Source organism: Sedimenticola hydrogenitrophicus, assembly GCF_025175675.1.
Taxonomy (GTDB): Bacteria; Pseudomonadota; Gammaproteobacteria; order Chromatiales; family Chromatiaceae; genus Sedimenticola; species Sedimenticola hydrogenitrophicus.
In genome coordinates, this window is sequence record NZ_JANIOA010000049.1 from 1 (window position 1) to 13,748 (window position 13,748).

11 protein-coding genes and 1 tRNA gene are annotated in these 13,748 nt (G+C 61.5%); 6 read left to right on the forward strand and 6 right to left on the reverse strand.

What is annotated here, in order from left to right:
* Positions 1–47: 47 nt before the first annotated feature.
* Positions 48–2,000 carry a putative bifunctional diguanylate cyclase/phosphodiesterase gene (locus NPX02_RS18605; protein WP_260295430.1) on the reverse strand — a complete coding sequence of 651 codons (1,953 nt, stop codon included), beginning with the start codon at positions 1,998–2,000 and terminating at the stop codon, positions 48–50.
* 609 nt (positions 2,001–2,609) lie between these two features.
* Between NPX02_RS18605 and NPX02_RS18610 the strand changes: the two genes are divergently transcribed.
* The 5 genes from NPX02_RS18610 to NPX02_RS18630 all read left to right on the forward strand — a co-directional run bounded on the left by NPX02_RS18610 (position 2,610) and on the right by NPX02_RS18630 (position 7,303).
* Entirely contained in the window at positions 2,610–3,638 is a 1,029-nt protein-coding gene (locus tag NPX02_RS18610) for a hypothetical protein (protein ID WP_260295431.1), read from the forward strand.
* A 214-nt stretch (positions 3,639–3,852) separates the two neighbouring features.
* On the forward strand, positions 3,853–5,505 hold the full coding sequence (gene ilvG / locus NPX02_RS18615) for an acetolactate synthase 2 catalytic subunit (protein ID WP_260295432.1): 1,653 nt from the start codon (positions 3,853–3,855) through the stop codon (positions 5,503–5,505).
* On the forward strand, positions 5,502–5,798 hold the full coding sequence (locus tag NPX02_RS18620) for an acetolactate synthase 2 small subunit (RefSeq protein WP_260295433.1): 297 nt from the start codon (positions 5,502–5,504) through the stop codon (positions 5,796–5,798). Before ilvG ends, NPX02_RS18620 begins: the two co-directional genes overlap by 4 nt.
* Before the next feature lie 302 nt (positions 5,799–6,100).
* Positions 6,101–6,943, forward strand: coding sequence for a deoxyribonuclease IV (nfo, locus tag NPX02_RS18625; RefSeq protein ID WP_260295435.1), 843 nt, complete (start codon positions 6,101–6,103; stop codon positions 6,941–6,943).
* A 283-nt stretch (positions 6,944–7,226) separates the two neighbouring features.
* Positions 7,227–7,303, forward strand: a tRNA-Asp gene (locus NPX02_RS18630).
* Positions 7,304–7,553: 250 nt separating this feature from the next.
* Here NPX02_RS18630 and NPX02_RS18635 read toward each other — a convergent pair.
* From NPX02_RS18635 to NPX02_RS18645, 3 genes are read right to left on the reverse strand one after another with little or no spacing between them, the layout of a single operon-like run.
* The gene (locus NPX02_RS18635) at positions 7,554–8,675 is read right to left on the reverse strand and encodes a methyltransferase (protein WP_260295436.1); all 1,122 of its coding nucleotides are present in this window, start codon (positions 8,673–8,675) and stop codon (positions 7,554–7,556) included.
* Complete coding sequence (locus NPX02_RS18640; RefSeq protein ID WP_260295437.1) at positions 8,662–9,462, reverse strand: class I SAM-dependent methyltransferase; 801 nt, start codon at positions 9,460–9,462, stop codon at positions 8,662–8,664. The genes NPX02_RS18635 and NPX02_RS18640 overlap by 14 nt, the downstream gene beginning before the upstream one ends.
* Positions 9,463–9,514: 52 nt before the next feature.
* Positions 9,515–10,543 (reverse strand): thioredoxin family protein, encoded by a 1,029-nt coding sequence (locus NPX02_RS18645; RefSeq protein ID WP_260295438.1) that lies wholly within the window; start codon positions 10,541–10,543, stop codon positions 9,515–9,517.
* A 195-nt stretch (positions 10,544–10,738) separates the two neighbouring features.
* On the opposite strand from NPX02_RS18645, the gene NPX02_RS18650 reads away from it, so the two are divergent.
* Entirely contained in the window at positions 10,739–10,978 is a 240-nt protein-coding gene (locus NPX02_RS18650; protein ID WP_260295440.1) for a hypothetical protein, read from the forward strand.
* A gap of 300 nt (positions 10,979–11,278) precedes the next feature.
* Here the strand turns inward: NPX02_RS18650 and NPX02_RS18655 are convergent, their stop codons facing one another.
* Both NPX02_RS18655 and NPX02_RS18660 read right to left on the reverse strand, forming a co-directional pair.
* Positions 11,279–11,947: a sensor histidine kinase gene (locus NPX02_RS18655; RefSeq protein ID WP_260295442.1), complete on the reverse strand. Its 669-nt coding sequence runs from the start codon at positions 11,945–11,947 to the stop codon at positions 11,279–11,281.
* Positions 11,948–12,134: 187 nt separating this feature from the next.
* The gene (locus NPX02_RS18660) at positions 12,135–13,745 is read right to left on the reverse strand and encodes a tetratricopeptide repeat-containing response regulator (RefSeq protein WP_260295443.1); all 1,611 of its coding nucleotides are present in this window, start codon (positions 13,743–13,745) and stop codon (positions 12,135–12,137) included.
* Positions 13,746–13,748 lie beyond the last annotated feature (3 nt).

Consider the following 13,748-nt stretch of genomic DNA (forward strand, 5'->3'; position numbering starts at 1 on the left):
ACGGTCGCGGCACCACCTTGGAATCGATAAAGCCCGGGACCAAACGGTCAAAACCCCTCGAACACGCTCTGGCTGCCGTTTTTCCGTGCTTCATCGATGTTGCCTTCCATGATGAATGAGAGGAACTCCGGCTCGGTCAGCGGCTGGCACAACATGTAACCCTGGAAGCAGTGGCAGCCGCGTTTGCGCAGAAAATCGAACTCACGGCTGTTCTCTACCCCCTCAGCCACCACGCTCAGACCGAGCTTGGAGGCCATGGTGATGATCGCCTCGACAATACTCACCGTCTCCGGATCGCTGATGATGTCATTGACGAATGAGCGGTCGATCTTGATCTCATCCAGCGGCAGCCGCTTCAGATAGGCCATCGAGGAGTAACCGGTACCGAAGTCATCGATCGAGAAACGCACCCCGAGGCGTTTCAGATCGACCATTTTCGCCATCACCTCATCCAGGTTGGTCACCAGCATGTTCTCGGTCAGCTCCAGGGTCAGGCGCGCCGGATTGGCACCGCTGGTCTTCAGGAAGTGGGCCACCTGCATGGCGAAGTCCGCCTGCTGGAACTGCTGGGGACTGATATTGACCGAGAGATGGATCGGCCCCGCCTCGGCGTACTCATCTGCCAGCCTGCGCAACAAGTTACAGGAGATCTCCAGTACCTGATTGCCGAGCGAGGTGATGATACCGATATTCTCCGCCACCGGAATGAACTCCCCCGGCATGATCAGGCCGCGGGTCGGGTGCTCCCAGCGCAGCAGCGCCTCGGCCCCCAGGGTATTGCCGGAAAAATCATGCTTCGGTTGCCAGAGGACCTTCAGTTCATCGCGCTCCAGGGCCTGGCGCAGATCATTCTGCATCTGCAGTTGCTCCTCGGAAGACTGGCGCATGCTGGGCAGGAAGAACCGCACGGTGTTGCGCCCCGCCTCCTTGGCGCGGTACATGGCGGTATCCGCCTGCATCAACACATCATCCGCGCTCTCGCCGTTGCGCGGAAACAGCGCCACGCCGATACTGGTGGTGGCGTAGAGGCGGTGACCCTGCACCTCATAGGGTTCGGAGAGTGCCGCAATCACCTTGTTGGCGGTGATATCCACCTGATGGGTGAATTCGTCGAGCATGGCGCGCTCCTCCGCCAGCAGCAGGACGAATTCGTCTCCGCCGAGGCGGGCGGCGGTGTCCTCGCGGCGCAGGCAGGCGGAGAGACGCCGCGCCACCTGCTGCAGCAGGGCATCGCCGATGGGGTGGCCGAGGGTATCGTTGATGGTCTTGAAATTATCCAGATCCAGAAACAGCAACGCGCCGATGCGGTCATGGCGGCGGCAGCGCGCCAGCATTTGGTTCAGCCGATCCAGCAGCAGGCGCCGGTTGGGCAGATCGGTCAGGGGATCGTAGGTGGCCTGATACTCCACCAGTTCCAGGGCCTGGCGCTGCTTGGTCACATCGCGAAAGCTCCAGACCCGGCCGACGATCTCCCCCTCGATCAGCTGCGGGTGGGAACAGCTCTCGAAGATCCGCCCGTCGGTGAAGCGCAGGATGTCCCGGGTAGCCTCGCCGGTCTGGGTCAACTGTTCGCGGATACGGCGGATAAAACGCTCGCCCTGCTCCATCAACGGTGCCGTAAAGGCACGCAGCCAGCCCTTTTTGTCATCCCGGTCAAGCGATGCGGGGAGATCCCACAGGGTGACGAACTTGGTGTTGTAGATCACCACACACAGGTCGTTGTCCAGGACCAGAATACCGTCAGTGGTGGAGTTGAGGGTCGCCTTCAGCAGTGAGATGGTCTCGCGTAACTGATACTCATCGGCCTGTCCGCTGGCGGATGGCGGCCACAGCCCCTCGGCACGGCTGGCCGTTCGGGCGTTCTCCGGGCTACCGGGACCTCGGGATTCCGACCTGGAAATCAGCCCATCCAGTTCGTCCATTCTGTCGCCCAGTATCTCCAGTTCACTGCGGAGATCCGTCCCGACACTGCCGTCATCTGTCATATCCAATTCAGACACGCGCTACCCTCTTCCGCCAGGTGCGGTCAGATTCGCTGATCCCCGGTTTTTTGTCATTCATAGAAACATAGCAACATGGCAAACCGTTGACTTCTTCTCTGGAAATCAACGGCCCGCCATTCTGTCTCTGTGTAAATCCCGGGGATTCGAATCGGTATTCCGCCCCTCGCTCTTGTTCGGTTATTGTTTGACCTTCGTTAAAGGCCAATATTGTTGTTATACCCGTTTTGCGGGAGCAACAAACCGCATAAACTCAATGTCCGGCCCGGCACCGCTTTAATGTGGCGCCGCTTTAATACGGGCTCCGCTGAACCGCAGCATCGCCCCGACAACCCTGGTGCTCCGTCAATGTGATAATTGCGAGTTCAGTGAGCTTGTCAGCGTTCATGGCAAGGCGCGCTTCGCCGGCAATGGCCAGCTCCCTTGGCAAGAGGCGCAACGCCGTCCATGGGCGCTGACAAGCTCACCCTTCGGGCGTCCCTGTGGCGTCCCGCAGCCGCGTTGCAGCGCTTGACAAGGGAACCCGCCATTGCCTGCGCACTGCGCCTTGCTGCGAAACGCCACAGGGACGCTGAATCCGTAATTATCACATTGACGGAGCACTCTATTATGAGCTTCCCCGAACCTCTGCAACAACTTATCGGCAACCGACTGGATCGGGAGCTGAACCGGAAGAGCCGCTGCCATCCCCTGAACGGGTATCTGCCGCAGTGCCCCTCCGCCCCGCTGTTCATCAAGCGTGAGGATGAACTCAACGCCAATGCGGTCGGTACCAAGCAGCGAAAATACCTCAGCCTGATCCCGACTCTGGAGCATAGCGGCAATTGCCGGATAATCTTGATAGGCAGTGCACATTCAAATAATGTGCTCGGCCTCACCCAGCTGCTCAGGAGCCGCGGCCTTGATGTATCGGCACTGATAAAAACCCCGGGAAACAACGCGTTGACAGGCAACCACCTGCTCCTCAGCATGCTGTTGCCGGACGACAGGATGGCCTACGTCAGCCCCCGGGAGTGGCCGGAGGTGGCGCAGATTGCCCAACGGGAAGCTGATCGCCTGAGCCGGCACGGGGTGCGGGCAGTGATTATTTCCGAGGGTGGTGACAGCGAGGCGGTACTGCCGGGCATCCTCACCCTGGCGGCCGATGTGCAGCGCAACAGCAGCGATCTGGGCCTGGAGTTCCGGGACATCTGGACCGACAGCGGCACCGGGATCAGCGCCATCGGCCTGTTGCTGGGGATGCGCCTGCTCGGCCTCACCCGACCGCGTGTGCATATCACCCAGATCGCCGGTGATCCGGAAGAATTCCGCCAGCGCTATGCCCGGTTCGAGACCTGGCTGGAGCGGCTGACCGGGAGTGCGATACCGGATCCGCGCCCCGAGGTACGTTTTCTCAGACCGGCCAGCGCCGCCGCCTACGGCAGTATCAACAAGACCATTCTCGACGAAAGCTGGCGCATCGCCCGCGAGACCGGCCTGTTGATGGACCCGGTCTACTCGGTCAAGCACCTCTACACCGTGAAATGCGAAATGCAGCTTCAGGCCCCGGACGGTCCGCAACTAATCCTCTACAACGGCGGCACCCTGGGCCTGTGCGGATTTCAATCGGCACTTGCATCGCGGAAACCGATGGTGTAGAAATGACCATCAATCAAAAACCGGAAACGGAAAAGTAACAGACAACACATGAAAATTCGTTCGCTGATGGTAGTGGTATCTCTGGTAGTGGTAGTCGTACAGCGACTGCGCGGAGAGACTATCGGCTAGCGTTTTTCACCCCAAACCGAAAAGACCTCCGCATCGAAAGATCCGGGGGTTTTTTTTTGCCTTTGCAGCGGGAGCCCACAGAGAGATGAATGGAGCGGAATATATTGTCAGAAAATTGATGTCCGAAGGGGTCGATACCCTGTTCGGCTATCCCGGTGGCTGTATCATGCCGCTGTATGATGCGCTGCTGGAGAGCCCGATTCGGCACATCCTCTGCCGTCATGAACAGGGCAGCGCCTTTGCCGCCAATGGCTATGCCCGTTCCAGCGGACGCACCGGCGTCTGCCTCGCCACCTCCGGACCCGGCGCCACCAACCTGATCACCGGCCTGGCGGACGCCTACATGGATTCCGTGCCGATGGTGGCCATCACCGGCCAGGTACCGACACCGCTGATCGGGAGCGACGCCTTCCAGGAGATCGACATGCTCGGCATGAGTCTGCCGGTCACCAAGCAGAGCTTCCTGGTAGAGCGGATCGAACAGCTGCCGGAGATCCTCGACCAGGCGTTCCACGTCGCCCGGGAGGGACGCCCGGGTCCGGTGCTGGTGGACCTGCCCAAGGATATCCAGCTGGCCACGCTGCCGGAGCGGACCCTACCCCAGCCCGCCCAGGCGCGGCCCCGCGCCCAAGCGACCGGGGAACAGTTGCGCCAGGCGATCGAACTGATCGAGGCAAGCCGCAGACCGATTATCTTTGGCGGGGGCGGCATTCTGCTCGGCGACGCCATCGCCCCGTTCCGCCACTTCGTCGACACCACCGGCATCCCCGCGGTATTCAGCCTGAAGGGTTTGGGGGCGCTGCCGGGTGATCATCCCCGCAATATGGGCATGCTCGGCATGCACGGTTCCGTGGCCGCCAACCAGGCGGTTCAGGAGGCCGATCTGCTGATCGCCGTGGGTGTCCGTTTCGATGACCGGGTCACCGGCAAGCTGAGCCGCTTCGCCCCCCACGCCCGGGTCATTCACCTGGATATCGACCCGGCCGAGATCGGCAAGCTGCGCCAGGCCGACTGCGCCCTGGCGGGGGATATCCGGCAGCATCTGAAGGCGCTGGCCATCCACCTGGAGGTGGGCGACTGGCAGGCGGCGTGCCGGGAACGGCTGGCGCGGGACGGCTTTGCCCAGCCCGGGCAGGACGGTATCACCGGGCCACACCTGCTGCGCCAACTGTCGGCGCTGACCCGGGGCCAGGCGATCATCAGCTGCGATGTCGGCCAACACCAGATGTGGGTGGCGCAGCACTACGCCTTCGACCACCCGCGCAAACACCTCACCAGCGGCGGGCTGGGCGCCATGGGCTTCGGCCTGCCGGCCGCTATCGGCGCCCAGCTGGCCAACCCGGAGACGCTGGTGATCAATGTCGCCGGCGACGGCTCCTTTATGATGAACATGCAGGAGCTGGCGACCATCGGCCGCTACCGGCTACCGACCAAGATCCTCATCCTGGACAACCAGGCACTGGGCATGGTGCGGCAACAACAGGCCGTCTGCTACCAGGGGCGCTACAGCGAGATCGATCTCTCCGACAACCCCGACTTCTGCACCCTGGCCCAGGCCTTCGGCATTCCGGCCCGGAGCCTCACCGATCCCGATGACCTGGCCTACGCCATCAACAAACTGCTGGAGACACCGGGCCCCGCCCTGCTGCATGTCGCCATCGCCACCGAACACAACGTCTGGCCCATGGTAAAGCCGGGCGATGCCAACGACCAAATAATGACAGGAGCCAACCCATGATATTCAGTCTGCACATTCAGGCCCATTCCCACCCGGCGATGCTGGAGAAGATACTCCAGACCACCCGCGTCCGCGGCTTCACCATCCGCTCCCTGGAGGTGAAAAACGACGCTGTGGAGCAGCTGTTGAAGGTCCATCTGACCGTCGAGAGCGAGCGTCCGCAGGAGCGGCTGGTGACCCAGTTGAACAAGCTCGGCGGCATCCTGGAACTGACCGCCCTGCATGCCGTGGCCGACCCTATCCCCGCGGTTGCACGGACTGCACGGAACGTCTCATTGATGTATCCGGTCTAACCAACGGTGGTCGGGATGTCGGGGCCAGTCCATGGTTCCGGGTGCTGGGTTAACCGCTAAACACGCGAAATACACGAAAAACGTCAGTGATCGGATGATAATATTTCGCGTTTTTCGTGCCTTTCGCGGTTAATGAGGATTTGCAAGTTAATGGCTATTGGGAGAAAACCCGGAAAATCCGGGGGTTTGGACGGCTGTGAGTCGCCACCGGTTTCGGCTAACATGAGCCGTTTTGCCCAGGGACGGGCTTATGCCGCGGAGGCCATGGATGGCCGGGAGCGGCTTTTCCCGCGGAGAGCAGAATGAAACGTATCGGCGCCCATGTCAGCGCCAGTGGTGGCGTGGAGAACGCCCCGCTCAATGCCCAGGCGATCGGCGCAACCGCCTTCGCCCTGTTCACCAAGAACCAGCGGCAGTGGCAGGCCAAACCGCTGACGGAGGAAAGTATTGCGCGCTTCCGGGAGAACCTGGAGCGTGTCGCCATCGATGCGCGCTATGTGCTCCCCCACGACAGCTATCTGATCAATCTGGGGCACCCCGAGCCGGAGGCGCTGGAAAAATCCAGGGACGCTTTTCTGGACGAGATGCGGCGTTGCGAACAGCTGGGGCTGGAGCTGCTCAATTTCCATCCCGGCAGTCACCTGAAGCAGATCCCCGAGGAGGAGAGCCTGGCCCGGGTAGCCGACTCGATCAACCGCACCCTGGAGCGGACCGCCGGCGTCACCGCGGTGATCGAGAACACCGCCGGCCAGGGGACCAACCTGGGGCACCGCTTCGAACACCTGGCCGCCATTATCGAGCGGGTCGAGGACAAGTCGCGTGTCGGGGTCTGTCTCGACACCTGCCACACCTTCACCGCCGGTTACGACCTGCGCACGACTGAGTCCTGCGAGCAGACCTTTGGCGAGTTCGAGCGGATTGTCGGCTTCGCCTACCTGCGCGGTGTGCACCTCAACGACAGCAAACCGGACCTCGGCTCCCGGGTCGACCGGCACGAGAGTCTGGGCAAGGGCAAGCTGGGCTGGCCGGTGTTCGATTACATCATGAACGATCCCCGTTTCGAGGAGATCCCCATGGTGCTGGAGACCGTCGACGACACGCTTTGGGCCGAGGAGATCCGCCAGCTCTACGCCCTGCAGCGTTAAGGACCTGTCAATAAATAACTACTATCTCTTGCTGGTCTTTTCGTCCGCCTTCGGCGTTACGGCAAGACTTCCATAGAACGACTATGCGCGCCTTGCCGTGCCTTGAAGGCAAACGCCCCTTGAAGTTAAAAGAAAGCCCGGCGCAATAAATAGCAGTTATTTCTTTCCAGGCCCTCACCCGACAATCCAGAAAGAAAAGCGGTTGACCTTTTGTCAGGAATCATTAAACTACCGCGCTCCAACGTTGGTTGTCTGCTTCACCGGCAACCGGTTGGCGCTCCGCGGAGCGGTAGTTCAGTTGGTTAGAATACCGGCCTGTCACGCCGGGGGTCGCGGGTTCGAGCCCCGTCCGCTCCGCCACTATCGACAAAAAAACGGATACTTCGGTATCCGTTTTTTTTTGCCCGGGAATGTGTGTACATAAGGGCAACCCCCCGTGGTTGCCCTTATCGATCACCGGGCATCCGGGACCAGGGTAGGCACGCGGGCCTACCCCTACGGGTCGGTGCGGTGATCATTTCCGATTGGGTGTAGGGCAACCCCCTGTGGTTGCCCGTTCAGATCGATTGCCAATCGGCAAGGGCGGGCACAGGAGCCCGCCCTTACGCCTTCAGCCCGACTGGAAACTTTGCAGCACCACGAACTTGCGGTCCTCGGCCACCTGCCGCACATTGCCGAACAGCCGCTTCAGCTTGACGTGGTAGTTGAGATGGCGGTTGCCGATGATGCGCAGCTCGCCCCCCTGGCGCAGTACCCGGCGCGCCTGGCTGAACATGCGCCAGGCGATCCCGTCCCCCACCACGCTGCCCTGGTGGAACGGCGGATTGCACAGGATCAGGTCGGCACTGGCGGGGGCGAATTCGCTCAGGGCGTCGCCCTGGATGAAGCGGGCGGGATTGGTCAGGCCGGAAGCGGCGAAGGTCGCCTCGGCGCTGGCCACGGCCATCGCCGACTCATCGACAAAATGGAGGCTGGCGGCGGGATTCCGCTGTGCCGCGATGAGGCCCACCACGCCGTTGCCGCAGCCCAGGTCGATAATGTCCCGGTAGCCGTCGCCAATGGGAATATGCGCCAGCAGCAGCCGGGTGCCGATATCCAGCTGGTCGCGGGAGAAGACATTGGCGTGGTTGACCAGTTGAAAATCGCTCCCCTCCAGCCGGTAGCCGACCGGGTAGGGTGAGACCGGGATCTCCAGCCCCGGATCGACGTCGGCAAAGATCAGCCGCGCCTTCTTGCGCGCCAGCGAAGTACGGGTCGGTCCGATGATCCGCTCAAACAGCTGCAGGGTGGAGTTGTGGATCTGCTTTACCATGCCGGCGCCGATCACCCGGGTGGCCGGGGTCAGGTGCGGCCTGAGCCGGATCAGTTGCTCCTCCAGCAGCGCCAGGGTCTTGGTGACCCGGATCAGCACCAGATCGTACTCCCCCGACAGCGGTTCCAGGGAGCTGAGAAAACAGACCCGGTCCGGGTCGATGCCGTTGGCCGCCAGGTTCTCCCGGGTCGACCAGGTGGACAGATAGGAGTCGCTCTGCAGGGTCGGCCGGTACGTGGCGAGGGCGCAGCCCAGGGCGCCGAAGCCGTCGTTGAGGATCAACACCCGGCCGCTGATCTGTTCCCCCAGATGTGCTAGCAGATACTCATCCGCGGCATCCCAGGCGCGCAGGGTCTCGCGTTGGCGCAACGGATAACGGCGCAGTCTGAGGGGGCCGGCGGGGGTGTCAAGTAGCGGCACGGCGCGGCTCGGTCGGAGTCGGGGTCAGGTAGACATCATAACGGGTATTGGGGCTGGTGATGGTGAGCGAAGGGACGCGTCCGCCCAGCGGCGGCGCCTTGACCGGGCGCTTGACCACCACCCGGTGGCCGGCGATGCCGAGCGCCCGCTCCAGCAGCGCCCCGCTGTCGCCGTCCTCCCCCAGCAGCAGCTGGAACAGGCGCATCTCCTTTTTTACCCGGGCCGACTTCTCCCGGTGCGGGTACATGGGGTCAAGATAGGCCACATCGGGCCGCTCGCCGGGTGCCGGCAGATAGTCACGACCATCCAGGCAGTGCAGCCGCATGCGGTCCGCGATCGCCCCCACTTCCGGGTGCTCCCGGGCCCGCCGCAGACCATCCGCCAGCAGGGCGTGGACCACGGCCGAGCGCTCGATCATCTCCACGCTGCAACCCAGGGTGGCCAGGACAAAGGCATCGCGCCCGAGGCCGGCGGTCATATCCAGCACGCGGGGGGTCCAGCCCTTTTTCAGCCCGACCGCCCGCGCCAGCGGCTGACCGCGGCCGCCGCCGAACCTTCTTCGGTGCGCGGCCCGCCCCTCGACAAAGTCGACCGCCACCGGACCCGGGGCATCCGCACCGATCTGCCGCAGCACCAGGCGGTCCGCCTGCAGCAACAACAGCAGACCGGCCTCGACCCGGTCCAACGGCTGGTAGGGGAGCGAGAGCGCGGTGGCCAACTGTTGTGCCGCGGGCTGCTGTTCGGGTGCGGCGGCGGCCACCCCGAGGAGTGTAGGTTGTTCTGACACCAATGCTTCCTGGTTTCGATTCAGGGCGGATCGCCCGTTCGTTCAGTCGCCATTATCGCCAGATATCCACATCCTTACCCTGCGCACGAATGTGTTCTGCCCTGGCCGAGAGATAGCGCTGAAAACTGGGTTCCGTTTTATAAGCGCCCGAGAGCAGATAGTCAAAGATTGCAGCGGTGTGAAACCGCTTGAAGAACGCCTCCGAACGGATCACCTCCCCCGTTTGCGGATCGAACAACACCACCGAGGGGGCATAGTTGATCGCCAGCGTCCGGGCCCACTCCCGCGCGGTGGTGCGCACTCCGTCAGGGGTGATGATCGGCGTGGCGGCCCACATGTCGAGCTGAATGGCGTGGGTCCGGCTCACCAGGTCGCTGATTTCGGGATCACTCAACAACTCCCGATGCATGCGACCGCAAGCCGGACAATCGCGCTGCTCGAAGAAGATGGCCAGCGGCTCCTGGACCAGGCTGAGATCATGCGGCCCGGCGATAAAAAACGGCTGGGAGTGGAGCTGGCCGTCCGCCGCTACCGCCACCTGCCGGGAAGCCAGAAAGTCCCGGTAGGCCGTTTGCTGTTCGAGCCGTCCGCCGACATACTCCAGCGCCAGCGCGAAGGTGGCCGGGGGGATGTAACCATTGAGCCGCAGGATCGCCTGCCCCGACTCATCCAGAAACAGCAGGGTCGGGGTGAACTGCACCCGCAGCGCGGCGGCAAAACCCTTTTCCGTCAGCTCCTCGCCGGCCATGTCGGTCACCGCGCGGTCGCCCCACATGTTGACCCCGATGACATCGAACTCGCGGCGCATCCGCTCCGCGATATCCCGCTGGGAAAGATTGCGCTCCACCATCAGGTTGCAGTAGGGGCAGCCGTTCTGGTGAAAGAACAACAGCACCCGCCGCCCCGCCGCGGTCGCCTCCGCCACATCCTCGCGAATATCCAGAAAGCTCTCCTTGAACCAGTCGGGATAGACCGTCTCCCTGGCGCCGAAAAAGCGCCCTTCGGTCGCGGCCGACGCCGTCCCGAAGTAAAATAGCAGCAGGAGTGGCAATAACCTGGAGAACGGGATGCGCTTCAACATTGTCCAAATACCTTAAACACTGGTAACTTAGAGCGTAACTACTCACCCGGCCTGCACGCGACTGGCCTGGCTTGTTGGCCGATCTTGATGGCGTGTGAGACCGGCAAGGCCGGCCAATCACCCGGTGAGTAGTTACCCTAGAGCAAGCATAGCAGGCAGGCGACAACCATCACTCGGGATTGACCAGGAGGCAGCATGAAGATCTCAATCGATATCACACCGGAAGAGATGCGCACATTGATGGGCTGGCCCGACGTGCAGGGACTGCAGGAGGAGATGATCAACAAGATCCGCGAGCAGATGAACGCCGGAGCCGAGGGCTACGATCCGCTGAGCCTGATGCAGCCCTTCTTCGCCCAGTCCGCCAGCTCCATGGAGGGTTTCCAGAAGATGTTCGCCAACATGATGGGGGCCTACGGTAAAAAGGGCGATTGAACCAGATTCGTTGATCTTTCGAGGCGAGCAGTGGTGCAGGAGGAGTGGTACAGGAATGTACCGATAACGGAGCCAAGGATGCAATGCACCGTTTACGGACCTGTGAGTGAACCACGGATGGACACGGATAAACACGGATACCTGGTTAAGAAGCATCTCAACAAGCGGACTATCGTACGCCGGATGTCATGAACGCGCATGGCCACGCATCGCGTGACATACTTCATCCGTGTCCATCTGTGTGTATCCGTGGTTCGGCACCAGTGTGACTGCACTATCGGTTATTTTCCGTGCACAAAATCAGGGCAGCCAGATGGAGAAACAGCCGCCACCGAGTCCATGGCCGTTCTCCAGCCGGATGAAGCCCTGCTGCTCTCCATTCCGGTGCATTTCGGCAATCATGGTTGCGAAATAGAGGCCCAGCTTGGTGCGGCCTTCGGCCAGATCGCCGTAGCCACCTTCCGGCGAGTGCGCCGTCAACATCCGGTCCGGGTAGCCGCTGCCGTTGTCCTCGACCCGGAACACCAGGTACCCCTCCTCCTGGGCCGCGGTAATGAGCAACCGGTCCCGGGTATACCGAATGCCGTTGCCCACCAGGTTATTGAGTACATTGCGGATCAGGTTCTCATCGAAATAGCCGAACAGATCGGGATCACACTCCACCGTGAGACTTATCTGGTTGGCCTCGGCGGATGAGCGGTTCTCCGCCATCACTTCGGCAAGAAAGTTAGCCACATCCACATCCTCAATGGCGGGCGAGATGCGTTCGTTCTCGATATTGTAGAGTGTGAGCAGCTCAATGAGATTGTTATTGAGCCGCTTGGCCTCGTTCTGCAGCGCGGTGATGCGTGCCGGCCTGTCATATCCGGATAACGAGTCGGCGGTGATCTCATCCAGGGTATGGATCACCATACTCAGGGAGTTCTTCATGTCGTGAATCAGTGACGCAAGCACATCATAAAACTTCATCCGCCCCTCCCCTCTGTCAGGAACCTCTTAGGCGATTTCTGTCAATGAACATCGCCGCTTGCTGGTCTTATCGTCCCCCGGCGGCGCTGTCCCGGGCATCACATAATCCGACTATACTTCGCCTGGAGCGCCTTGTGGGGAAACGAAAAGCCTAGGCAATCCAGGATGTTCATTTCCGGCAATCGCCTTATTTCTGCAGCAACTGGTTCAACATCCGCTGCATTTTATGCAAGGTACGATCCTCGGCGTCCATCTGTCGCACCCGCTCCAGATAGTCACGCACCTTGGCGATCAGTTCAGGTTCTATCCCCGTATCGCTCATGTGCAACATGAAGATACGTGCCGCATTGAGATTCACCACCTTGTTGCCGGGCATGCCGGTCACCGCCTCCTCGAACAGCAGCATGGCCTGGTCCAGTTTCCCCAGCTTGGCCAATTCGACGCCGCGGTTGTTGAGCCTGACGATCTGTTTCTTGATGCCGGCGATCATCGCGTGCGGATCCTCGGCAAGGCCGAGATCGCCCATGGTTGCCCCGACCTCCTTGAGAAACAGTTCATCCGAGTGGTTGTTCTTCACCGCCTGATGCAGCAGTTCGCTGGCGCGCTCGGTCTCGCCCATGCGGTTGCAGGTGCGCGCCATGTCCAGGGCCAGTTCCGGCGCCGCCTGGGTCCCCAGTTCCTTATAAAGTTCATGGGCCTCGATCATGCATTTACGGGCGCGCTCACCATTGTCCATATCCTCCTGGATGACCGCCTCGGTCATGGCGGCGTAGAGGCCGGCTTCCTTGTCCCCCTTGTAGGCCTTTTTCAGGTCACGCAACACCATCATGGCCGCCTCGCCGCTGCTGGTGACCGCCTTGGCCCTGGCCAGATTGGCATAGATGGAGGGGTGTTTATAGATGGAGTGTCTGCCGAGGCGAATGGCCTGACTGAAGGCACGCTCGGCCACCTTTTCATCGCGGTTGCGCAATGCCAGCTCGCCCAGGGCGCGCTGCCGCACAACCGCCTTGGCGGAGTGGGCGGTGGCCGCCTCCAGCACCTTTTGGGCCGCCTCCGGCTCATCCAGCGCCTGCCGGGTCCGCGCCAGCCAGTCGTAGGCCGCCATAAAGCGTTCGTTGCCGTCGATCAGGCTTTGAAAAACCTGCGCGGCCTCCGCATATCGCCGGTTGCCGTAATAGGCCTTGCCGATGCCCATCCTGGCCCAGGCGATTTCACGCTGCGCCAGCACCCCGGAATAGATCGCCTCCGCCTGATCGTAGGCTCCGGCCTTGAGCGCCAGATCGGCCTTGAGCTTGATGAACTCATTGAGGTTCCGGGGATTTTCCGCGATGCGTTGATCGAGCAGTTCATTGGCCTGCTCATAATCCCGTCGGTCAACGGCCTGCTCTATCTCCCGCAGGTCGGACTTCTTATTCAGCAGCCGCTCCAGTCGCTGGGCCAGCAGATCCTTGGTGAACGGCTTGGTCAGGTAGGAGTCCGGCTCGTATTCCACCGCCCCCATCACCATCAGCAGGGTATTCTCCGCGGTGATCATGACAAAAATCGAGCTGACGCCGATCAGCTTGCGGGCGCGCACCTCCTCCAGGATCTGCTGTCCATCCCTGCCGTCGCCGAGATTGTAATCGCACAGAATGACATCGTAACGCTTGGATTCGATATGCGCGATGGCCTCGCGTCCATTGGCGACCGAATCGATATCGGTTACCCCGAATGACTGCAGCATGTTGCGCAGAACGCCGCGCATATCCGCATAATCATCCACTATTAAAAAACTCAGCTGTTCTATTCTGGGGGCCATTCA

Bases quoted from the DNA above. Each gene is read 5' to 3' on its own strand.
- NPX02_RS18610 (WP_260295431.1), top strand. From the start codon at position 2,610: ATGAGCTTCCCCGAACCTCTGCAACAACTTATCGGCAACCGACTGGAT.
- ilvG (WP_260295432.1), top strand. From the start codon at position 3,853: ATGAATGGAGCGGAATATATTGTCAGAAAATTGATGTCCGAAGGGGTC.
- NPX02_RS18620 (WP_260295433.1), top strand. From the start codon at position 5,502: ATGATATTCAGTCTGCACATTCAGGCCCATTCCCACCCGGCGATGCTG.
- nfo (WP_260295435.1), top strand. From the start codon at position 6,101: ATGAAACGTATCGGCGCCCATGTCAGCGCCAGTGGTGGCGTGGAGAAC.
- NPX02_RS18645 (WP_260295438.1), bottom strand. From the start codon at position 10,543: ATGTTGAAGCGCATCCCGTTCTCCAGGTTATTGCCACTCCTGCTGCTA.
- NPX02_RS18650 (WP_260295440.1), top strand. From the start codon at position 10,739: ATGAAGATCTCAATCGATATCACACCGGAAGAGATGCGCACATTGATG.
- NPX02_RS18655 (WP_260295442.1), bottom strand. From the start codon at position 11,947: ATGAAGTTTTATGATGTGCTTGCGTCACTGATTCACGACATGAAGAAC.
- NPX02_RS18660 (WP_260295443.1), bottom strand. From the start codon at position 13,745: ATGGCCCCCAGAATAGAACAGCTGAGTTTTTTAATAGTGGATGATTAT.